The sequence below is a fragment of the Emticicia sp. SJ17W-69 genome (assembly GCF_051209875.1).
Taxonomy (GTDB): Bacteria; Bacteroidota; Bacteroidia; order Cytophagales; family Spirosomataceae; genus Emticicia.
In genome coordinates, this window is the sequence record NZ_JBNTQY010000001.1 from 129,065 (window position 1) to 151,958 (window position 22,894).

The 22,894-nt window shown below is 36.2% G+C and carries 20 protein-coding genes and 1 pseudogene; 13 read left to right on the top strand and 8 right to left on the bottom strand.

The genetic code is table 11. The features are described from left to right. Positions 1-159: 159 nt before the first annotated feature. From ACQUQZ_RS00545 to ACQUQZ_RS00570, 6 genes and pseudogenes are all read right to left on the bottom strand, one after another. On the bottom strand, positions 160-927 hold the full coding sequence (locus ACQUQZ_RS00545) for a ThuA domain-containing protein (protein ID WP_435352618.1): 768 nt from the start codon (positions 925-927) through the stop codon (positions 160-162). Positions 928-1,110: 183 nt separating this feature from the next. After that, positions 1,111-2,289 (bottom strand): acetyl-CoA C-acyltransferase, encoded by a 1,179-nt coding sequence (locus ACQUQZ_RS00550; protein ID WP_435352619.1) that lies wholly within the window; start codon positions 2,287-2,289, stop codon positions 1,111-1,113. 58 nt (positions 2,290-2,347) lie between these two features. Next, a pseudogene (locus ACQUQZ_RS00555) lies at positions 2,348-2,698 on the bottom strand (GxxExxY protein). A gap of 105 nt (positions 2,699-2,803) precedes the next feature. Continuing rightward, the gene (locus tag ACQUQZ_RS00560; protein WP_435352620.1) at positions 2,804-5,212 is read right to left on the bottom strand and encodes a 3-hydroxyacyl-CoA dehydrogenase/enoyl-CoA hydratase family protein; all 2,409 of its coding nucleotides are present in this window, start codon (positions 5,210-5,212) and stop codon (positions 2,804-2,806) included. A gap of 148 nt (positions 5,213-5,360) precedes the next feature. Beyond that, positions 5,361-5,690: a glyoxalase gene (locus tag ACQUQZ_RS00565; protein WP_435352622.1), complete on the bottom strand. Its 330-nt coding sequence runs from the start codon at positions 5,688-5,690 to the stop codon at positions 5,361-5,363. Positions 5,691-5,796: 106 nt separating this feature from the next. Continuing rightward, positions 5,797-6,306, bottom strand: a complete 510-nt coding sequence (locus tag ACQUQZ_RS00570; RefSeq protein WP_435352624.1) for a DUF4442 domain-containing protein — start codon at positions 6,304-6,306, stop codon at positions 5,797-5,799. A gap of 245 nt (positions 6,307-6,551) precedes the next feature. Between ACQUQZ_RS00570 and ACQUQZ_RS00575 the strand changes: the two genes are divergently transcribed. The 5 genes from ACQUQZ_RS00575 (at position 6,552) to ACQUQZ_RS00595 (ending at position 11,966) form a co-directional block, all read left to right on the top strand. Beyond that, complete coding sequence (locus tag ACQUQZ_RS00575; protein ID WP_435352626.1) at positions 6,552-7,415, top strand: cupin-like domain-containing protein; 864 nt, start codon at positions 6,552-6,554, stop codon at positions 7,413-7,415. Between the two features lie 72 nt (positions 7,416-7,487). Next, positions 7,488-8,057, top strand: a complete 570-nt coding sequence (locus ACQUQZ_RS00580; RefSeq protein ID WP_435352627.1) for a 5-formyltetrahydrofolate cyclo-ligase — start codon at positions 7,488-7,490, stop codon at positions 8,055-8,057. A gap of 140 nt (positions 8,058-8,197) precedes the next feature. Next, positions 8,198-9,190: an aspartate-semialdehyde dehydrogenase gene (locus ACQUQZ_RS00585; RefSeq protein WP_435352628.1), complete on the top strand. Its 993-nt coding sequence runs from the start codon at positions 8,198-8,200 to the stop codon at positions 9,188-9,190. A 112-nt stretch (positions 9,191-9,302) separates the two neighbouring features. Continuing rightward, on the top strand, positions 9,303-11,357 hold the full coding sequence (locus tag ACQUQZ_RS00590; protein WP_435352630.1) for a penicillin acylase family protein: 2,055 nt from the start codon (positions 9,303-9,305) through the stop codon (positions 11,355-11,357). Positions 11,358-11,438: 81 nt separating this feature from the next. Then, on the top strand, positions 11,439-11,966 hold the full coding sequence (locus ACQUQZ_RS00595; RefSeq protein WP_435352632.1) for a hypothetical protein: 528 nt from the start codon (positions 11,439-11,441) through the stop codon (positions 11,964-11,966). Between the two features lie 58 nt (positions 11,967-12,024). Here ACQUQZ_RS00595 and purB read toward each other — a convergent pair whose 3' ends face one another. Then, the gene (gene purB, locus ACQUQZ_RS00600; RefSeq protein WP_435352633.1) at positions 12,025-13,368 is read right to left on the bottom strand and encodes an adenylosuccinate lyase; all 1,344 of its coding nucleotides are present in this window, start codon (positions 13,366-13,368) and stop codon (positions 12,025-12,027) included. Between the two features lie 189 nt (positions 13,369-13,557). On the opposite strand from purB, the gene ACQUQZ_RS00605 reads away from it, so the two are divergent. Beyond that, positions 13,558-14,271: an MIP/aquaporin family protein gene (locus ACQUQZ_RS00605; RefSeq protein WP_435352635.1), complete on the top strand. Its 714-nt coding sequence runs from the start codon at positions 13,558-13,560 to the stop codon at positions 14,269-14,271. Between the two features lie 65 nt (positions 14,272-14,336). Beyond that, the gene (locus tag ACQUQZ_RS00610) at positions 14,337-16,235 is read left to right on the top strand and encodes a beta-N-acetylhexosaminidase (RefSeq protein WP_435352637.1); all 1,899 of its coding nucleotides are present in this window, start codon (positions 14,337-14,339) and stop codon (positions 16,233-16,235) included. A gap of 114 nt (positions 16,236-16,349) precedes the next feature. On the opposite strand, the gene ACQUQZ_RS00615 is transcribed toward ACQUQZ_RS00610, so the two are convergent. Beyond that, the gene (locus ACQUQZ_RS00615; RefSeq protein WP_435352638.1) at positions 16,350-17,486 is read right to left on the bottom strand and encodes a carbon-nitrogen hydrolase family protein; all 1,137 of its coding nucleotides are present in this window, start codon (positions 17,484-17,486) and stop codon (positions 16,350-16,352) included. A gap of 150 nt (positions 17,487-17,636) precedes the next feature. Between ACQUQZ_RS00615 and udk the strand changes: the two genes are divergently transcribed. The 6 genes from udk (at position 17,637) to ACQUQZ_RS00645 (ending at position 22,818) form a co-directional block, all read left to right on the top strand. Beyond that, positions 17,637-18,254: a uridine kinase gene (gene udk, locus ACQUQZ_RS00620; protein ID WP_435352639.1), complete on the top strand. Its 618-nt coding sequence runs from the start codon at positions 17,637-17,639 to the stop codon at positions 18,252-18,254. A gap of 133 nt (positions 18,255-18,387) precedes the next feature. After that, the gene (locus ACQUQZ_RS00625; protein WP_435352640.1) at positions 18,388-19,197 is read left to right on the top strand and encodes a hypothetical protein; all 810 of its coding nucleotides are present in this window, start codon (positions 18,388-18,390) and stop codon (positions 19,195-19,197) included. Positions 19,198-19,262: 65 nt separating this feature from the next. Beyond that, a complete protein-coding gene (locus ACQUQZ_RS00630) occupies positions 19,263-20,561 on the top strand; it encodes a DASH family cryptochrome (protein ID WP_435352641.1) in 1,299 nt (432 codons plus the stop codon). 186 nt (positions 20,562-20,747) lie between these two features. Continuing rightward, complete coding sequence (locus ACQUQZ_RS00635; RefSeq protein ID WP_435352642.1) at positions 20,748-21,329, top strand: LemA family protein; 582 nt, start codon at positions 20,748-20,750, stop codon at positions 21,327-21,329. 147 nt (positions 21,330-21,476) lie between these two features. Next, positions 21,477-21,911, top strand: coding sequence for a TPM domain-containing protein (locus ACQUQZ_RS00640; RefSeq protein ID WP_435352643.1), 435 nt, complete (start codon positions 21,477-21,479; stop codon positions 21,909-21,911). Between the two features lie 160 nt (positions 21,912-22,071). Further along, the gene (locus ACQUQZ_RS00645) at positions 22,072-22,818 is read left to right on the top strand and encodes a TPM domain-containing protein (RefSeq protein ID WP_435352645.1); all 747 of its coding nucleotides are present in this window, start codon (positions 22,072-22,074) and stop codon (positions 22,816-22,818) included. Positions 22,819-22,894: the final 76 nt, after the last annotated feature.

Below are 22,894 nucleotides of genomic sequence, written 5' to 3' on the forward strand. Positions count from 1 at the left end.
CGGAAAATAATTCCTTTTAATCGAATGCCGAGGTAGTAAAAGCAAAAATAAAAAACCTCTTTTCAAGTCGAAAAGAGGCTTCAATCAAATTCGTTGATTAACAGTTAAATGACATAAAAGATGTTTTTTTAGTCTCAATTATCCATTTTACATTACCAATTATAATCCTTTACCAGTCGATGCCCAGTAAATACCACCATAAAGATGGTCAAGGAAAGTTTGGTCGCTATAAACCAACGGGATATGTCCTAAAGCAGTATAAAAAGCACGACCACCATCAAAATTATGGTACCAAGAAATCGGGTGGAAACCCATGCCTTTTCCTTCGTTGTCACCCCATTTGGTATTTGGGTTATATGATTTTTCATCAATCGAAACCAAAACTTTTAAATCATTGGCTGGAGAAGGTGTCTTAAATTCGTACCATTCGTCAGTCCAAAGTAATTTTTTAGGGAAACGCTCCATTCCTGGGAAATTGCTGTCTTCAACTTTCAAGTAAGCTGTTTGTTGCTGCGGGTGGATCTTGAAATAGTTTCCAACCAATTTTCCGTACCAAGCCCAATCATATTCTGTATCAGTAGCACTGTGGATACCTACAAAGCCTTTTCCTGCTTTGATAAACTTTTCAAAAGCAGCTTGCTGTTCTTCATTCAAGATATTTCCAGTAGTATTCAAAAAGATCACTGCTTGGTATCTTTCTAATGCTTTATCATTAAAAACGGAAGCATTTTCTTGCCAATCAACACTAAAAGTATGTCTTTCAGCCAGTTTTTTAATCGCAACGACACCTTCATTGATAGATTCGTGGTGAAAACCATCGGTTTTGGAAAAAAGTAGCACTCGAAATTGTGCTTGTGCAAAAGAAGAAATAGAGAAAATCAATGCCATCAATAATAACATTAAGTTTCGTGCGAAAACTTGTTTCATAGTTTTGAATGTGAGAGGTTGAATAAATAGAGAAAATTAGTAGTGTCAAAAAAACACTTATTAATAAGCAAATGTAAGTTTTTGAAATTTATCAACCAACAAAGAAGGGATATTTAAACTATTTTTTTAGTCTAAATATCCCTTCTTTATTTCCTGTTAACCGTCTCAATGGACGATTGACATTTAACTTAATAATTCATAAATCCCTGCCACACCTTGTCCACCACCAACACAGGCTGTGACCATACCATATTTTTTATTTTGACGACGAAGTTCGTTCAGAACCTGAACTGTCAAACGTCCACCAGTTGAACCAAGAGCGTGACCGAGAGCAATTGCACCACCATTTGGATTAATTTTGCTTGTATCTAAGCCTAATTCTTTTATAACTGCCAAAGATTGAGCAGCAAATGCTTCGTTCAGTTCAATAATATCAATATCATCTTGTTTCAAACCTGCTTGTTTTAAAGCAATCGGAATCGCAGCAACTGGACCAATTCCCATGATGCGTGGCTCGACACCCGCAGAGGCATAAGCCATCATGCGTGCAATAGGTTTTAAGCCCAATTCATTTACCATTCTTTCAGACATCACGATTACGAAAGCCGCACCATCAGAAGTTTGAGAAGAATTACCAGCCGTTACGCTTCCGCCCATTGAGAAAACTGGACGAAGTTTTGCTAAAGCCTCAACGCTTGTATCGGCACGTGGGCCTTCGTCTTTGGTTACTGTATATTCTTTGTTTTTCTTCTTGCCAGTGGCTTCGTCGAAATAGGTTTCTTTTACTGTAATCGGCACGATTTCAGCATCGAATTTGCCAGCCACTTGAGCAGCCAATGCTTTTTGGTGTGAATTGTACGAAAAAATATCTTGCTCTTCACGACCGATATTGAATTGTTGTGCCACTTGTTCGGCCGTAAGCCCCATTCCGATGTAATAGTCTGGATGGTGCGAGGCTAAACCATAGTTCAATGCCATTTTCCAACCAGTTGTTGGTACCATCGACATTGATTCTGTTCCGCCAGCTACGATACAATCGGCCATTCCTGCACTAATTTTTGCAGCAGCCATTGCGATTGTTTCAACGCCCGAACCACAATAACGGTTTACTGTTACGCCCGCTACGCTCTTGCCCAACGACAAAAGTGATATATAACGAGCCATTTGCATTCCTTGCTCAGCCTCAGGAACAGCATTTCCTACAATGAGGTCATCAACACGAGCAGGGTCGAGGTTTGGCACTTGTGCCATGAGGTGCTTGATTACATCAGCCGCCAAATCGTCGGGGCGAGTAAAGCGAAAAACTCCTTTTGGGGCTTTGCCGACCGCACTGCGGTAGCCAGCTACTATATATGCGTTCATGTTTTTGTCTTTTGTTTTTTACCACGAAGGCACTTTAGAACACAGAGTTACACTAAGGTTATTCTTTAGGTAATTTTGAAAATTCTTCTGTTACCAACGAGACTATTTGTTCTTTTAACAATACACTATTGAAATTTATGAGAAGACCTTTTGGCTTTTGACTTAATTTCAAATAAGAAAGTAATTGAGCTTTAAAAATTGGTATTAATTGCTCAACTGATTTTAATTCGACTACAACTAAGTCATTTACTAAAATGTCTAATCTCAATTCACTTTTTAAAACTTTATCACGATAAACCAAAGGCACTTTTTGTTGTGAAATCACTGATAATCCATTGATTCTCAATTCTTCCAATAAACATTCTTAATAAACAGATTCTAATAAACCAGAGCCAAGAACTTTATGCACTTCAATGGCACAACCAATCAATGCGATAAGTAATTTGATTGATATATTTCTGAGTAATCATCTGAGTGTAACTTAGTGTTTCTTAGTGCCTCAGTGGTAAAGAAATTAATTACGAGGAGGCTTTCCACCGCTCAAAAGTCCTTGCATTCTTTCCATTGTCTTTTTCTCAGCACAAAGCGATAAGAATGCTTCACGTTCTAAGTCTAAGAGATATTGCTCGGTAACCATTTGCGGATAACTCAAATCTCCACCCGAAATTACATAAGCCAGTTTATCGGCAATTTTTGCGTCGTGCTCGGTGATGTATTTACCCATTAACATACCTGTGATACCTGCCTTGAAAAGAGCAATTCCTGCTTTTCCTTGAACCTTAATATCAGTTCGTTGCTTTGGTTGAGTATAACCATCTTCGGCCAATTTGATGGCTTCTTCTTTTGCTTCAGCAATCAAACGACTACGATTCAATACAATTCTATCTTTATCGGTTTTCAAATAACCCATATCAAAAGCCTCTTGTGCCGAAGTCGAAACTTTAGCTTGGGCGATATTCATAAAGGCATTTTGTAGAATATTTAATTCTGGGTCACCAGTTTGATACAAATCAGAACAACGTAAAGCCATTTCTTTTGTTCCACCACCTGCTGGAATCAAACCAACGCCTAATTCAACCAAACCCATATAAGTTTCAGCATGTGCAACTACCCTATCAGCATGAAGATTTAGCTCGCAACCACCGCCCAAAGCCAAGCTATGAGCTGCTGTTACGACAGGAATTGAAGAATATCTCGCACGCATCATTGTTTGTTGGAATTGTGCAATCATCATGTTGATTTCATCGTATTCTTGCTCAATGGCAAACATAAATAACATCGCCAAGTTGGCACCTGCTGAAAACGCCTCGTTTGAATCATTTCCAACAACCAAACCTCTGAAATCTTTCTCTGCAATGCCATAAGCTTTATTCAAACCTTCAACCACTTCTGCACCAAAAGTATTCATTTTTGAGTGAAATTCTACACCTGCAATGCCATCTCCCAAATCGAAGATTGTTGAACCTGCATTTTTCCAAATCACATTAGTTTGACGGAGATTATCTAAAATAATGAACGATTCTGTTCCTGGAATTACTTTGTATGATTTGCTTGGAATATCGTAATATTTACGTTTTCCTGCCTCAACTTTATAGAAAGTCTCATTGCCAGATTCCAACATTTCATAAACCCAAGCGGCTGGTTTGAGGTTGAGGTCTTCCATGATTTTTATCATCGAACGAACCCCAATGGCATCCCAAGTTTCAAACATACCCATTTGCCAGCCAAAACCTGAGCAAATAGCGGCATCAATTCTATATAATTCGTCCGAAATTTCTGGAATACGATTCGTTGCGTAACGGAAGCCATCAGCAAAAGTTTTGCGATAAAACTCGCCTGCTTTGTCTTTACCTGCCAAAAGAATCGAGAAACGTTTTTTCAAATCGTCAATGCTTTTGGTGCTTTCAAGCGTAGCAAATTTTACTTTTTCGGAAGGTTTGTATTCAAAACTCTTTAAATCTAAAGCAAGAATGACAGTTTTGCCTTTTTCGTCTTTTGTCTTTTTATAGAAACCTTGACCAGTTTTATCTCCGAGCCATTTGTTTTCCATTAATTTAGCCATTGTTGGTGGCAAAATAAAGGCATCTTTCGATTCGTCAGTTTCTAAAACATTGATTAGGTTATTACAAACATTCACCGTTGTATCTAAACCAACAACATCCGATAAACGGAATGTGCCAGATTTTGGGCGACCTACAACCGTGCTTGTCAATTTATCAACTTCTTCCACTGTCAAGCCCATTTCTTCGGCCACTCTGATGGTTTGTACCATTGCATAAATTCCCAAACGATTGGCAATAAATGCAGGAGTATCTTTACACAAAACCGTAGTTTTACCAAGATACAAATCGCCGTAGTGCATTAAGAAATCAACCACCGATTTATCTGTTTTGTCGGTAGGAATGATTTCCAATAAACGTAAATAACGTGGAGGATTGAAAAAGTGAGTACCACAGAAATGTTTTTGGAAATCTTCTGAGCGGCCTTCTGCCATCAAATGAATCGGAATACCCGAAGTATTTGAGGTGATAAGTGTCCCAGGCTTACGGAATTTCTCAACTTTTTCGAAGATAATTTTCTTGATGTCGAGACGCTCAACAACTACCTCGATAATCCAATCATAGGCAGCGATTTTTGGCATATCGTCATCAAAATTGCCCAGTTTTACTCGGCTTAGTGATTTTTGACTGAAAATAGGCGAAGGACTTGCCTTTACAGCAGCTTGGAAAAGTTCGCTTACGATACGATTTCGCACGGCTGGATGGGCGGTGTCGAGTCCTTTAGCTTTCTCGGCGTCGTTTGGCTCTTTCGGAACCATGTCGAGGAGTAGCACCTCCACTCCGATATTAGCAAAGTGCAACGCAATACGGCTTCCCATAATGCCCGCACCCAAAACTACTACTTTTTTGATACTACGATTCATGGTTTTGTGTTTGATTTTTTTACTCAAAATCTCTTTTAAATATTTGAAGTATAGAACCGCAATGGCGGACCGTGCAGATGATTATGATTTTTATGATTGTTGATGATAAAAATCTTAATAAATCATCACAATCATCACAATCTGCGTTCTATTTGTTTCCTAAAATCATCTGACTCTGTAATCTTTTCACAAGCATAGTGATTATTCTTCGACTCAACTCTGTTTCCATCGAAATATAATCTTTATATTGCTCGGCCGAAAGTTTCCCGATTATCATTCCAACAAAATAATTGCGTAATTGTGCGTCTTTCTTGATGGTATTTTCGATGTAATTGGCTTGGTCTTCGGGCGAATATCTTTCAAATACAACTTTATGTTTGACCAAATATTGCTTAAAAACTGCAACCAATAACTCATTTTGTTCTTTCAAAATCGGCCTTAAAAACTCATTCTGAAAACCCTCTTCCGCTGAAATCATATTTTTAGTCGATGGTCAATAGACCACAGTCCATAGTGTTTAAAATTTTACTTTTTTTCAATAAACAATTACTAACGACCGTCGTCAGTGGACTGTTGACTAAAACTCATTTCTTCTTCAAAATCCACGCCCAAATCATTTCCGTTTTAACTATTTCTTCTTCCGTTTCATCTGTCACTTTTACTGACACATTTACTTCGCCTTTGTCTGTTTCTCTTATTTGTTTTATTTGGTCTTCTGTTAGCGTAGCGATGGCTTTTTGTTGGCCTTGACTTCTTTTGATGAACTTCACAGATAGACTTTTCATCAAGGGTAATTTGTCATCGGGGATATTCATGCCAACTACTATTCCAGAAGCGGTTTCGGCTAAAAGCGTGGTTGCAGCGGCATGAATTTGTCCGATGTGGTTTTGTACATTCGTCTTATTTGGAAGTGTTACTGCGACTTCGTTACAAGTCATTTTTTCAAAATGTATGCCTGCGGTGCCAACAAACTTTACAAATCGCCCGATGGCATAGTCTCGCATCCAGCTTTGCAAAAAAACAGGCACTTTTTGCAGTTTTGCTAAGGTTCGGTTGAGATTATTGTTGTATTCCATCGCTAAATGATTGAGCATTTAAGATTTAATAAAAATGTTATGCAAGCATAATTTTTTGACAAATATACAGCAAACATATTAGTATGCAAGCATACTAATATAAAATTTGTTTTAACAAGATTTTTTATAAAAAAAATGATAAAATTAAGACAGCATGATCTTGGTGAAACCAAATTTTATTTTGTGTGGTTTTAGGGAAAAAGCTGTCTGTATTGTCTTTATAACTGAGTTTTTTTTAAACAAAATCTACCAATAATAATATTATGGAACTGTTACCTATAGAACGACGCAGTAATTTGAGTCGTGAAGAATTCATTGAAAGCTATTTGAAGCCAAAACGCCCTGTTATCTTTACTGATTTGGTAAAAGATTGGCCTGCATTAGATAAATGGACTTTTGATTGGTTGCGAAAAAATTATGGCAACTTAGAAGTACCATTGTTTGATAACCACATCCATGATTCTAAGAATTATTTTCAAGCAGCTAAAACAATGCCTTTTGGCGACTATTTGACTTTAATTGAGCAGGGACCAACAGATTTAAGGATTTTCTTGTTTGATATTTTTAAGAAGGTGCCAGAGTTGGCAAATGATATTCGTTTCCCAACAATCATGGACGGATTCTTGAAAAGTTACAAATTTATGTTTTTTGGTGGGCAAAATTCAGTTGTCAATCTACATTATGATATGGATTGCTCAAATGTATTTTTGACACAATTTCAAACACGTAAACAGGCTATCTTGTTTGCTCCTGATCAAAGTGCTAATCTTTATCAACATCCGTTTACTGTACAGAGTCATGTGAATCCTTTGAATCCAGACTATGAACGTTATCCTGCAATGAAAAACTTACATGGCTACGAAGCAATTTTTGGACATGGAGAAACACTTTTCATTCCATCTTTATGGTGGCATTATATCAAGTATGTTGACGGAGGTTTCAGTTTGGCTTTAAGAGCAAATGACTCAGTATTTACGACAGTTCGTGGTGGTTGGAATGTAGTAAGACATACGTTTATTGATAAAGGTATGAATAAATTAATGGGAGAGCAATGGAAAAACTGGAAGGAGAAAAAAGCCATCGAAAATGCAAATGTAGTTTTAGATACAGCACCAGAATTCGTTTAATTGATTATTGTTTCAAGTAGTTAAAATTGAATTTAGCTTAATATCAGGTTGTTTAAGCAACCTAAAATATCGATGCAAAAGGAAAATTTAAGAAAAGAATTCTTGCAAAAAAGAAAAGCCCTCACAACCCAAGAAGTGCAGGGCTTTTCTAAAAAAATACATGATTGGTTTTTTAGAAGTTTTCCTGTGCATGCTTATGCTACAATTCATACCTTTCTTCCTATCAAACGAAATAATGAAATTGATACTTGGCTTATTATCAATACACTACAAAAGGGTTTTGCTACTGATATTATTATTTCAAAAAGTCATGAAGATGGTACAATGAGTCATTATTTACTTACAAAAGATACTGTTTTTGAAGAAAATATATGGAAAATTCCAGAGCCTGTTTCCAATATTCAGCATCCAACATCTGATATTCAATTGGTATTGATTCCATTACTATGCTTCGATAAAAAAGGTTACCGAGTTGGCTACGGGAAAGGTTATTATGACCGATTTTTAGCTGATTGCCGCCCAGATGTTTTGAAAATTGGCCTATCTATTTTTGAGCCAGTTGATGAAATAAGCGATGTTGATACATTCGATATTCCTCTTGATTATTGTATCACACCAAATAAAATTTGGCAATTTTCATAACTTTTGTACTATTCCAAGATTATTGAACCAATTTTTAGCTTATCTTTGCACTTTAAAGTTTTCTGCCCCAGAAAACTTTAAAATATTTTATTTTAACTTAAAAATCACTCCTCTTTTGGGGCTGGAGGTGGACAAAAAAAATGAAAATTGCAGTAGTGGGTGCAACTGGCTTAGTTGGCACTGAAATCTTGAAAGTATTGGCGGAAAGAAATTTCCCCGTTAGCGAAATTATTCCCGTTGCTTCCGAAAAATCAATTGGTAAACAGGTTGAATTTAAGGGTAAACAGTTTACGGTAGTAGGCTATGAAGATGCCATCAAGATGAAACCTGCAGTTGCGATTTTCTCGGCAGGTGGAAGCTCTTCGTTGGCTTTGGCACCTTTATTTGCCGAGGCAGGTATTCCTGTAATTGACAACTCTTCGGCGTGGAGAATGGATCCAACTAAAAAATTGGTTGTCCCAGAAGTAAACGCAAATGTGATTACAGCAGCTGATAAAATCATTGCAAATCCAAACTGTTCGACTATTCAAATGGTAGTGGTAATGAAGCCATTACACGATAAATATAAAATCAAACGTGTGGTAGTTTCAACTTACCAATCGGTGACTGGAACAGGAAAAGCCGCAGTTGACCAGCTTTTTGCTGAGCGTGTAGGTGATGAGAGTGTGAAGAAAGTGTATCCTCACAAAATCGACCTTAATGTATTGCCTCATATTGATGTTTTCTTGGATAATGGCTATACCAAAGAAGAAATGAAAATGGTAAACGAAACCAAGAAAATCATGGGTGACGATAGCATCGCAGTAACAGCAACTACTGTACGTATTCCAACGGTTGGTGGTCACTCAGAAGCCGTAAATATTGAATTTGAAAATGATTTTGATTTGGATGAAGTTCGCAAGATTTTGAGCGAAACAGAAGGTGTTATCGTACAAGATGACCCTAAAAACTTTATTTATCCAATGCCGATCAATTCGCATGGAAAAGATGAGGTTTTTGTTGGACGTATCCGTCGTGACGAATCTCAAAAAAATACTTTAAACCTTTGGGTTGTAGCTGATAATCTTCGCAAAGGAGCTGCTACTAACGCTGTTCAGATTGCTGAATATATGTTGAAAGCAAATTTATTGTAAAACAACTCTCAGAGTTGTTAGTTGTGAAAGGAGGACATTTCAAATGTCTTCCTTTTTTTGTTTTTAAATTTATACTTTTGTCATAATCAAGCAATTTCAATTCAACCCTATAATGAAAAAACTATTCTTCTGCTTATTTTTAAGTCAGCAATTATTTGCTCAAATAAACCCTGATAATATCAAAATTGCCCGTGATAAATGGGGTGTTCCACACATTTTTGCCAAAACGGATGCCGAAGTCTCGTATGGCTTGGCATGGGCAAATGCTGAAGATGATTTCAAAACTATGCAGCTTACACTTTTGGCAGGAAAAGGTATGGTGGGTCGTATTAAAGGAAAAGATGGAGCAACAGTTGATTATGTAGTTGCTCTTTTACGTTGCCGTGAAGTAGTCGAAGAGCAGTACGACAAAGTATTATCACCTGAGTACAAAGCACTTATTGAAGGTTATGTAGCGGGTTTAAACGCCTATGCCGCCAAGCATCCCGAAGAAGTGTTAGTAAAAGGCTCGTTTCCGACTAATACTAAAGAATATACTACCAGTACAGTTCTTTCACTTTCAATGATTTCTGGAGTTGATGCTGTTTTGCAGAAAATATTCAAAGAAAAAGTAAAAACGCTCGAAGATTTTAAGGCGGCTGGCTCAAATGCGATTGCGGTTAGTAGTTCGAAAACCAGCGATGGAAGTGCTTATTTGGCAATTAATCCGCATCAACCACTCGAAGGTCCAGTGGCTTGGTATGAAGCTCATTTAAATAGTGAAGAAGGATTAAATATTTTGGGTGCATTGTTTCCAGGTGGACCAGTAATTTTTGTAGGTGTAAATGAAAATTTAGGCTGGACACACACTGTCAATTACCAAGATAAAGTAGATGTTTTTCAACTTGAAATGAATCCTACGAACCCAAGACAGTACAAGTTTGATGGTAAATGGGAGACTTTGGAGGAGAAAACAGTAAAACTGAAAGTAAAAATGGGTGCTTTTACGATTCCTGTTAAGAAAGTGGCTTTGTGGAGTAAATATGGAGCAACAATTCAAACCAAACAAGGTACTTTTTCGGTCAGATTTAGTGCTAATCAAGATATTCGAGGCATTGAGCAATGGTATAAGATGAATAAAGCTCGTAATTTTTCGGAGTTTTATAAAGCTATGCAAATGACCGCAATACCTGGTTTTAATACCATTTATGCCGATAAACGAGATACCATTTTTTATGTAAGTAATGGAAAAATTCCATTTCGTACTGAAGGCTATGATTGGAAAAATACACTTCCCGGAAATATTTCAAAAACTCTTTGGACGAGCTTTCATCCATTAAAAGATTTACCTCAATACATCAATCCAGCGAGTGGCTATTTATTTAATGCTAATCATACGCCATTCAACGCAACTGGTATGAAAGATAACCTACAAGCGAAAGATTTCGACCAAACAATGGGCTACGAAGTTAAAGACAATAATCGAAGTATCCGTTTTCAGGAAATGTTTTCGCAGTACGATAAAATTAGTTTTGATGAATTCAAAAGGATCAAATACGATGGACAATTACCGCAAGGAAAATTACATTTTCCTGCAAATACCGATGTTTTATTTCAGTTAAATCCAAGCGAATATGCTGATATTCAGCCGCTTATTGAAAATCTAAATTCTTGGGACAGAAAAACCAATGTTGAAAGCAAAGGGGCAGCTATATTTTTAGTTATGCTCAATTATTTTACAAATGAGTTGGGCAAAAAAGAAGAAATTGCTGATCATGTTATTTCAACAGATGAAGCCGTTGCTGCATTTCGCTATGTGAATACATATATGAAACAACATTTTGGAAGAATAGATATTTCACTTGGAGATTTACAAAAATTGGTGCGTGGTGATATAGAAAAACCATCTTGGGGTTTGCCTGATGTCATCACTGCTATGCACACTCGACCGTATAAAGATGGAAAATTGAAAGTCGTTCAAGGTGAGTCGTATATTGGATTAATTAAATTCCCGAAAGTGGGTTTACCAGAAATCGAAACAGTGCTGAATTTCGGACAATCAACCCATGCCGACAGTCCACATTTTGCCGACCAAATGGATTTATATTTAAGCCAAAAAACAAAAAAAATGACTCTTGATAAAGCAGAAGTACTAAAAACAGCAGAAAAGGTTTATTCGCCGAAGTAATCAATAAAAATCTTGTTTTTTGAAATGTTTTGAGTTTTTTATACATTTATTGCAAAATCTCTCAAATAAACGTTAGCAATCATGAAAAAGATGCTCATACTCACAGCTTTATTCATTGGTTTGGGTTTTTCCAATGTCTATTGCCAAATGCTTAAAGATCCAATCGGCCCAGTTTTTTATGCTTATGCTTCGAAGAACATTGATTATCCTATAGGTGCAATCAGAGGGAGTGTTTATGGGAGAATCTATGCGGCTTTTGAAATCAACCCCAATGGAGAAATCAAAAATGTTAATGTAGTTTATCCTTTGGTTGGCAAAAAAATAAGTCAAAAATTAGGCTTTGAGGCAGAAATTGTGAGTGGCTTATCCAAAATACCTAATCTGACACATGTCAATGCAGGAAAGTACATTTTACCAATCGCATTTGTTTATAAAAACATTTATTATGGTGAGGAAAATTATCCAACCAATAATGTTTCAGAAGGATTCTTTTCAAAAGATTATCAATTGTTAGAAGAAATTAAGGTGACGGCACGTAGTGACCAATATCGCTCTCTTCGTCCATTTTCTGGTATTCCACCAATGAGCCGACAAATTGTTGAATATTAAAAAAAATGGTACTAAAATTTCTCTTTTAGTACCGTTTTTTTTACTCATTTAAAATTGCTTATATCCCTGTATAATTAAAAGGAGAAATTCGTCGAAGTTCATATTTCACTTTTTCACTAATATCGAGTGTATCAATAAAATCTTTGATTCGTTTTTCGGTGATTTTTTCATTTTTCCGAGTCAATTCTTTTAAAGCCTCATAAGGCTTAGGAAAACCTTCACGGCGTAAGACAGTCTGGATTCCTTCAGCAACAACCGCCCAGTTTTCTTCCAAATGATGGTCGATTGCTTCTTGGTTTAGCTCCAATTTACTCATGCCTTTCAATAAAGAATTTAAAGCAATAACGGTATGCCCGATCGGAACACCTAAATTTCTTAATACTGTTGAATCAGTTAAATCCCTTTGCAGACGAGAAATAGGTAATTTTGCTGAGAAATGCTCAAAAAGAGCATTGGCAACTCCTAAATTTCCTTCGGCATTTTCAAAGTCAATCGGATTTACTTTATGAGGCATTGCTGATGAACCGATTTCACCTGCTTTAATTTTTTGTTTGAAATAACCCATTGAAACGTAAGTCCAAACATCACGAGAGAAATCAATCAAAATTGTGTTGAGGCGTTTGAGATTATCAAACATAGCCGCCAACATATCATAATGCTCAATTTGGGTAGTTTTTTGACTACGAGATAGTCCTAACCAATTATTAATAAAATTATTGCCAAAATCTACCCAATCATTTGTTGGATACGCTACATGATGAGCGTTGAAATTTCCAGTAGCACCACCAAATTTAGCAGCATAAGGAATAGCTTTCAACATTTCGAGCTGTTTTTCGAGTCTTTCGCAAAAAACCAAAATTTCTTTGCCTAAGCGAGTGGGCGAAGCAGGCTGTCCGTGTGTATGAGCAAGTAAAGAAACTTCCTTCCATTGCTCTGCCAGTTCATGCAATTTTGTCAAAACGTCATTAAAAACTGGCAAAACTGCTGATTCCATTGCTTCTTTTAGCGATAATGGAATAGCTGTATTATTAATATCCTGTGAAGTGAGTCCGAAATGAATAAACTCTGAATGTTGACCAATTCCTAAGACTTCAAAAGCGTCTTTAATAAAATACTCAACGGCTTTTACATCATGGTTGGTTATTTTTTCGGTTTCTTTGATTTTGAGTGCATCTTCTTCCGAAAAATTTTCATAAATCGCACGTAAATTACTATATAAACCTTTATTAAAACCTTCAAGTTGAGGCAGTGGCAATTCACAAAGAGCAATAAAATACTCTATCTCGACTCTTACACGGTAATGTATCAGTCCAAATTCAGAAAAATATTGTGCAAGGCTTTCGATTTGTCGGCGGTATCGACCATCAACAGGAGAAATTGCAGAAAGGGAGTTCAAAAGCATGATTTTTAATTAAAATATCTTTGGAAATTGGGAGATAGCAATTGAATGTTAGAATTTTAACCTAAAATTTTAAGGAAAGATTATATCTCTAACTTCTAAATTGAAAGTACAAAGTTAAGCCTATTGTGTGTTCTGACAAAATAAATTAACTTGCCAAACAATTTCAACCCTAAAATAAATCAAATCAGCATGCAAACTTCAAATTTTATTGGTGAATTATTAGGTACGCTCGTACTCATTCTTCTTGGCGATGGTGTTGTTGCCAATGTATTATTAAAAGGTTCAAAAGGGGAAAATGGGGGCTGGATAGTCATTACGGCTGGTTGGGCTTTTGCAGTGATGTGTGGTATTTTTGTTGCACAAAAATTTGGTAGCCCCGATGCTCATTTAAATCCAGCAGTTACGGTGGCAATGGCAGTAAAATCTGGAGATTATTCAAATGTACTCCCTTTTATATCAGCTCAGTTAATAGGTGCTTTTTTAGGTGCAACGCTCGTTTGGTTGGTATATTTACCTCATTGGGCAATTACTGAAGACAAAGGAGCAAAATTAGGCATTTTTGCAACGGCACCAGCCATTAGAAATCCGGTAGCAAATATTATTTCAGAAGCAGTAGGCACGATGGTTTTAATTGTTGTATCAGGGTCGTTTTCTGCAAATCTTCCAGGTGGTTTTGCTCCTTATTTAGTTGGCATGTTGGTTTGGTCAATTGGTTTATCTTTAGGAGGTCCTACTGGTTATGCTATCAATCCAGCTCGTGACTTAGGCCCTCGTATTGCACATGCAGTTTTACCAATTTCGGGAAAAGGAAAAAGTGATTGGGCGTATGCTTGGATTCCCGTTGCGGGGCCAATTGTGGGAGCAATATTGGCAGCATTATTATTGACTGCATTCAATCTTTAGTTTTAGACTTTCTTTTTGGAGGCCGTAAGTAAGTTATTTTTAGTGCTAAATTTCAACAAATCAATATGAAAAAACTAATTATTATATTCTATTGTCTTATTTCGACTGCATGGGGACAGAATATTTATAATATCATTCCTCAGCCAGATTCGCTGATTGCGAAAAGTGGCGTATTTGTCATAAACAATGAAACCCGAGTAATTTTGCAAACCAATGAAGCTCCAGTATCGGCCGTTGCAAAGTTATTAACGAGTCAAGTTGCGTTAACAACAGGGATGAAACTTTTTACTGAGGTTTCTTTACCAAAAATTGCTAAAGTTGACCCTAAAACTAAAAAAGCTATCCCTTCTGCTCCATTAACGAATGTGATTTTATTTGCAAGGCCGACTATCCCTATGCCAGAAGATCACTATGAGCTTTTGGTAGAGCCTAATCTAATAACAATCACTGCCAGTGCTTCGCAAGGTTATTTTTATGCTCTTCAAACTATTTTTCAGTTGCTTCCGCCTGAAATCTATACAGCCAATAAAGTCACAGGACTTCAATTGACCGTACCTTGTGTGAATATTATTGACAAACCACGCTTTGAACACCGAGGGCTTATGGTTGATGTGGGAAGACATTTTATGCCTATTTCATATATTAAAAAAACGATTGATTTATTGGCAATGCACAAAATGAATGTATTGCATTGGCATTTAACAGATGACCAAGGTTGGAGAATAGAAATTTCGAAATATCCTCGTTTAACTCAGGTTGGTTCAGTACGTGCTGAAACTGTTGAAGGGAAAATGTCATATAATCAGCCACTTAAATTTGATGGAAAACCGCATAGTGGCTTTTATACACAAGATGAAATCAGAGACATCGTAAAGTATGCTCAAGAAAAGTATGTAACCGTTATTCCAGAAATTGAAATGCCTGGACATGCACTTGCTGCTTTGGCAGCATATCCAGAATTAGGTTGCACAGGTGGCCCTTATGGTGTTGCAAAAATTTGGGGGGTAATAGAAGATGTTTATTGTCCAACTGAAAAAACATTTAAATTCATCGAAGATGTTTTGACTGAGGTGATAGAGCTTTTCCCAAGCCAGTATATTCATATTGGCGGGGATGAGTGTCCAAAAACATCATGGAAGCAAAGTAAATTTTGCCAAGATTTAATGAAAGCACAAGGTTTGAAGGATGAACATGAACTTCAAAGCTTTTTTATCAAACGAATTGATAAGTTTTTGACAGCAAAAGGGAAAAAGTTGATGGGATGGGATGAAATCTTAGAGGGAGGGCTTTCGCCCAATGCAACAGTAATGTCATGGCGTGGAATTCAAGGTGGTATTGAAGCAGCAAAGCAAAAACACGATGTTGTGATGACTCCCACATCTCATGTGTATATAGACTATTATCAATCGCACCCAGCTTTTGAACCATTAGGAATAGGTGGTTTTTTAACGCTCGAAAAGGTTTATTCTTACGAACCAACTCCTACCGAACTAAAACCTGATGAAGCTAAGCATATTTTAGGAGCTCAAGTAAACCTTTGGACAGAATATGTGTCAACACCCGAACATGCTGAATATATGACTTTCCCTCGTGCTTGTGCTTTAGCAGAAATTACGTGGACTCCATCGGCTAATAAAAACTTTGCAGATTTTAGTCGTAGAATAGAAGCTCACTTCAAACGATTGGATGTGTTGAAAGTAAATTATGCTAAAAGCATTTTTGACGTAAAAGAAACAGCTACACCTAACAAAAATACACAAACAGTTGAGGTAAAATTAGAACCTTATGTGAGTGGTGCTCAAGTACGTTATACGCTTGATTTTAGCAAACCAACAACTAATTCACCTGTTTTTACTGGTAGTCAAACATTCAATAAGTTGACTACTATTCGAGCGGCAACATTCCGAAATGGACAAGAATTGGGTAAGGAGTTTAATAAAACGTATAGAATGCCTGAGAAATAAATGAAGAATTGAAAATGTGGAATTGAGAATGCTTTTTGTGTATGATCATATTAATTTTTATACGATATGATAGTAATATACTACATCCTCAATTCTTCATTGTGTTTTTAGCATTTAAAGCCATAAGTTCACCAAAGCTGCTTTGCCAATATGCGAAGTAGCTTTGGCTGAATCATTCAAAATGATCGTTGAACCGTCAGCTCCTAAATCCCAAATATTTCCTTGCAAAAAAACATTTAATCCTTTTTTTACACCTGCTTCTGTTTTTGCTCTTTCGGCCATTGCGTGTTTTACCCATGCATCTCCCAGCGTTAGTTTACCAATACTTGCTTTTGCATCAGCGGGGGTTTCAGCTCCAGAATAACCAGTCCATTTTTTATTCCAATTGCCATAGCCATTTGAGTAAGAGGGTGTTACGATGAAATCAACACCTTTGCCTTTCAAAACTTTATAAGATGCTGAAAACCAAGCATCAGCACAAACCAAAACGCCCATTTTACCAATTGGCGTTTCAAAAATAGGTGTTTCTTCAGGTTTTGCAGAGCAAACAAAAGATAATTCATCAGCCGTAGGAAATGCTTTTTTGATTAGATTTGAATTCAACTTACCATTATTGTCAAACACCATCGAAGTATTAAAGAGCAAACCGTCATTTACTTTCAAGATACCGTCTTCAACACTCGGGTTTGGCAATAAGATTGAACCTGCAACAATCGTAACTTTGTACTTTTTTGATAGTTCAGCAAAAACATTTTGATAAATTTTTGCCATCTCTTGGGCTTTCATGGCAAATGCTGCATACTTTATTTTATCTTTTACTTCTTTGGGAGTAGTTAAGTAGGTTTTCAAAAATTGCCCAATATTACTAAAAACCATCGTTTGGAGGCCTTCTTGCAAAGTTTTAGCTTCATAAAGACTGTTTTTTTCATTGGTAGCAACCAAAAAAGTGCCTATATATTCTGGAAAAACCACCACAGTTTTGTTTTCAATCAAAAAATGCTTTTGATGGGCTTGCTCTAAGTAAAATTGTATTTTTCTTTTAAAGTTTTCTTCAGAAGCATAATCAATAGGCTCCATAAATGCTTGAACCCCAAGAATATTTGCCTTTTGAGTAGAATCGCCATAAGACTCAGAAACATCAATTTTTAATGATTGAGTTAGATGTGTGGTTTTACCCATATTTATCCAAACTAGATAAAGTAGTATAAACGAAAATAGGGTAATAAAGGCATTTTTTAGTGTATTTTTCACAGGATGATATTTTTATCGGCAATTTCACAAATATTTTATAAACAATACTAAGCCTTTTCGTAATTTTGTGGTAAAAATTGCACCAAGCTTACTTCATAAGACAAAATCAACAACAGAAATATTTTAAAAGCAGATTTGGCAAAATAAGGAATGATAAAACCATATATCGTTGGCATCACGGGCGGGAGTGCGTCGGGAAAAACTTACTTTTTACATCAACTATTAGAGGCCTTTTCAAAAGAAGACGTTTGTCTTATCTCGCAGGATAATTATTATCGCACGCAAGAATTCGTGCCTAAAGACCAAAATAATATTGAGAACTACGATTTGCCAGCGGCGATTGATTTTGAGCTTTATGCCCAACACATCGAAGATTTGAAAAATGGTAAGACAGTTCAACATAAAGAGTATGTTTTTAATAATCCTAATATCATACCTAAAACCCTAACTTTTAAGCCTGCCCCAATTATCGTTGTAGAAGGTATTTTTGTTTTTCATTCACAAGAAGTTTCAAAACTGCTTGATTTAAGGGTTTTCATTGATGCCAAAGAACATGTCAAAATTAAACGCCGCATTATTAGAGATAATAACGAACGTGGCTATGATTTGAATGATGTACTTTACCGTTGGGAAAATCATGTAGCCCCAACTTATGATAAATTTATTGAACCAACCAAGTACGAAGCTGATATCATCATCAATAATAATACGCATTTTGAAAAAGGCTTAGAAATTTTAACAACTTTTTTGAAATCTAAGTTAGTTTAGTATGACGGATTTCCTAATCCGTCGATTTAGGCTATTCATTTTTGACGGATTTCCTTATCCGTCGTACTACAAATAGGCACGTTTTTTGCTCTAAATTAAGTGTTTAGCTATTGGAATATCAAAACAAACACTTATGAAACGCATCATTTCCTTCGCTTTGATTGCTGTTTTTGCGAGCGTAATTTCTTGTAAAAAAAGTAATAAAGACATATCGCCTCAGCAATTGGAGCAACTGGCAAAATGTCCGCTGAAAAATATCAATACAACTACAGGTACGCCACTCTATTCATTTGAATATACACTCAGCCGAATCAAACGGATTGTCAATAAAGAAGGTGAAGAAGTAGGCACTACATTTACCTATAATAATAAAAATCAAATCGAAAAAATGGAGATTTCTACTCCAAGGCCTGAAGAAACCTATACCGTTCTTTTTCAATATGATGCTGCTTCTGGCAAAATTATTAAAGCGAAGACTTCGGTGAAAGGATATGAATTTCAGATAAATGATTTTGTTTATGCAGGAGATAATATCACAAGCATTAATACCAGTTTAGATATTTTTGGCTATAAACTAAAGGCAACCACAAGAGTTGAATATACTGGGGGAAATGTATCAAAAGTTTTCACCAAAATAGAAGGAGAGCCAGAGTTGTTGGTATTTGAAGGTGTAAGTTACGACACAAAAGCTCAGTTTTATCCAGACGGTTATCAGACAATGGCTTTGGGGTTTGTAGGTTTGGCCAATAATTTCTTTGCTTATTTTGGAAAAAACAACCCAACTTCAGTAAAAGTTTATGACGATAATGGTAAACTCGATGAAGCCACTAACATTAGCTATGAATATAATAAATATGGTTTGCCATCAAAAGGAGTAAAAACCGTCACAAAGGGAGAAAAGAAAACTGTTTTAGATGTAGCATATCAATATACTTGTAATTGAGTTTAAAATCTTAAACAAAGTCGCAAGAAAAACCGTTAATTTTGCAACAACATTAATTCGATTTTATGCAAAATATTATTTTCTGGTTCAGAAACGACTTACGATTACACGACAACGAAGCATTATTAAAAGCTACAAAAGCAGGAAATGTGATACCTGTTTATATTTTTGATGAAAGGCAGTTCAAAGAAACCCCTTATGGATTCAAAAGAACAGGGGCATTTCGAGCAAAATTTCTATTAGAATCTGTTGAGGATTTACGAAAAAATCTACGTAAAATAGGCTCGGATTTAATCATACGAGTTGGAAAACCAGAGGAAATCCTAACAAAAATGGCCGATGAATGGCAAGCTGCGGCCGTATATGCCAGTAAAGAGGTTACACAAGAAGAAACTACCGTTGAGGCGAAATTATCAAAAAGAATCAAGCCACTCAATATCGAAATAGAGCTAATTTGGATTGCTACACTCTATCATGCCCGTGATTTACCTTTTCAAATCAATTATATACCTGATGTTTTTACTGATTTTAGAAAAAAAGTAGAACTTTCAGCAAAAATTCGGACTACGTTTGCTGCCCCTGAGCAGCTTCCTGCATTGACAAATGAAAGTGACTTAGGAGAAATACCTACTTTGAAAGATTTAGGTTTTGATGAAGAAGTAAAACATGACAATCGTACAGTTTTAAATTTTGAAGGCGGAGAAAGCAATGCTCTGAATAGGCTTAATGAATATATCTGGCAAAAAGATTTATTGAGAAACTATAAACAAACCCGCAATCAACTCATTGGAGGAGACTATTCTTCCAAGTTTTCAGCTTGGTTGAGCTTGGGGTGTATTTCACCTCGTAAGATTTATGAAGAAGTTAAAAAGTATGAAAAAGAAGTTGTTTCAAACGAATCAACATATTGGCTGATTTTTGAATTAATTTGGCGAGATTATTTTCACTTTGTTGCCTTAAAATATGGGACAAGAATTTTCAAAATAAGTGGTGTAAAAAATGATTTGCTATCGGAGTGGAAGCAAGATAAACCTAATTTTGAAAAATGGATCAATGGCGAAACTGGTGTGCCATTTGTTGATGCAAATATGAAAGAGTTACAGTTGACAGGTTTCATGTCGAATCGTGGTCGACAAAATGTGGCAAGTTATTTAACAAAAGATTTGGGTATTGACTGGACTTGGGGGGCAAGCTATTTTGAAAGTCAACTAATCGACTATGATGTATGTAGCAACTGGGGAAACTGGAACTATATAGCTGGGGTGGGTAATGACCCTCGTGAAAACAGATATTTTAATATTGAAACCCAAGTTGATAAATATGATAAAAACGGAGATTATGTAAATCTTTGGTTGGAAAAATAACGTTTTGATTTTTTATTTTTCGCAATAAAAGCACAAAAAAGACTAAAATATAATAAATTCGACATCAAATTTATCCGTTTGCCGAGTTTTTAATCCATTTATAACATTTAGCCACTTGCATATTATTTTCAAATCATTACATTTGAACAAAATTTTAAACAATAACAAAAAACCGCAATAAAAAAAATGAATAAAAGCACACTCATCATCGTTGGTATCTTACTAATTTTTGGTATGTACGGATGTAGCTCATACAATGGCTTGGTAGGAAAAGACCAAGACGTAAAAGGTAAATGGGCAAACGTACAAACAGCTTATCAACGTCGCTCTGACTTGATTCCAAATTTGGTAAACACTGTAAAAGGTGCTGCCGATTTTGAAAAAAGTACATTGACAGCAGTTATCCAAGCTCGTGCCAATGCTACAGCGGTAAATCTTAAAGCAGATGATTTGACTCCAGAAAATATTCAAAAATTTCAGGCTGCCCAAGACCAATTAAGTGGATCTTTGAGTAGATTATTAGTTTCTGTTGAAAAATACCCTGACTTGAAAGCAAATCAAAACTTCCTTGAACTCCAATCTCAATTAGAAGGAACTGAAAACCGTATAGCAGTAGCTCGAAATGATTTTAATGCTTCTGTACAAACCTACAACGCTTCGGCTTTATCGTTTCCGACCGTAATCTTTGCAAAGATATTTGGTTTTGCTGAAAAAGGCTTTTTCCAAGCATCAGATTCTGCTCAATCTGCTCCAGCAGTTAAGTTCTAAACTTTTAGAATAGGCATTTTAAATCATTGTATTGCATAGAAGTTTTTCTATGCAATACAATTTTAGAATCCATTTATTAAACAATTCTCTTATTTAGACTATCGTCCATCGTCAATTGATTGTGGACTAAATAAAATTACCCAAGAAATGTTTTTTTCAGAAGCTGAAAAGGAAAAAATTGTTGCTGCTATTAAGCATGCAGAACTCAATACTTCAGGAGAGGTAAAAGTTCATGTGGAAGAATCATGTCCCAAAACCGACCCGCTTGAACGAGCCAAAGAAGTATTTCTTTATTTAAGCCTTCATAAAACTGCTCAAAGGAATGGTGTTTTATTTTATTTAGCACACGGTGACCGAAAGTTTGCCGTTTTGGGTGATGTGGGTATTGACAAGGTTGTTCCTCCTAATTTTTGGGAAAGTACCCGTGATACTCTTCGACAATATTTCTTGCAAGGAAGTTTTAGCGAAGGTTTACAAATGGGTATTAGAGAGGCGGGCGAGCAACTGAAAAAATATTTCCCTTATCAGAATGATGATGTGAATGAAATTCCAGACGATATTTCGACTGAACCTATACCATAGTCTAAAAATTTACGAATTACGATTGACGAATTACGATTGAATAGTGGAAATTTACTTAAAATGTAATGCGTTTATAGTCAGATTGTTATACTGAGAAATCGTAGTCGTTAAGTCAAACAATTCGTAAGTCTTACCTCGTAAATCGTAATTCCTCTTGTCAATGCTCAAGAAACTTTTCATATTCCTTTTTTTCCTCCAGAATATTGCTTCTGCACAGGATATTCCCCAAAAACCAAATCCTGCCCGATTTGTTAATGATTTTGTTGGGGGTTTATTAAATCAAGGCCAAATAGACCAATTAGAGCAGAAATTGAGGGCCTATCAAGATTCTACTTCTACTCAAGTAGCTATTGTAATTGTTAAAAGCGTACAACCTTATGATATTAATGAATACGCCGTAAAGTTGGGTAGAGCATGGGGAATTGGTCAAAAAGACAAAAATAATGGGATTTTGCTTTTATGGGCCCCGAGCGATAGAAAAATTTATATTGCCACAGGCTATGGAGCTGAAGGGGGATTGACCGACGCTCGCAGCAAGCGTATCATAGAGCAAACGATAAAACCTCGTTTCAAGCAATTGCAATACTATGAAGGACTTAATGCTGCAATAGATGATATTATCAAATATGAATCAGGAGAGTTTGAGGCAGACCCTGCAGAGGATGAGGGTGATGGTTGGGTAGGGATTATCATCTTTTTGATATTAATCGCCGTAGTTATCTATTTTATGCGAAAAAGTGGTGGTGGAAGAGGCGGTCGTGGTGGTGGATTTGTACCTTATACTACTTACACAGGTTGGGGAAGTTCATCTGGTGGTTGGTCTGGCGGAAGTAGCAGTGGTGGAGGTGGAGGCTTCGACTTTGGTGGTGGAAGCTTTGGTGGAGGTGGTGCTGGAGGTGATTATTAAGTCAACTTATATAGTAATAAAAAAGGCTTCAAGTAAAATTTTACTTGAAGCCTTTTTTGTAAATACTTTATTATCA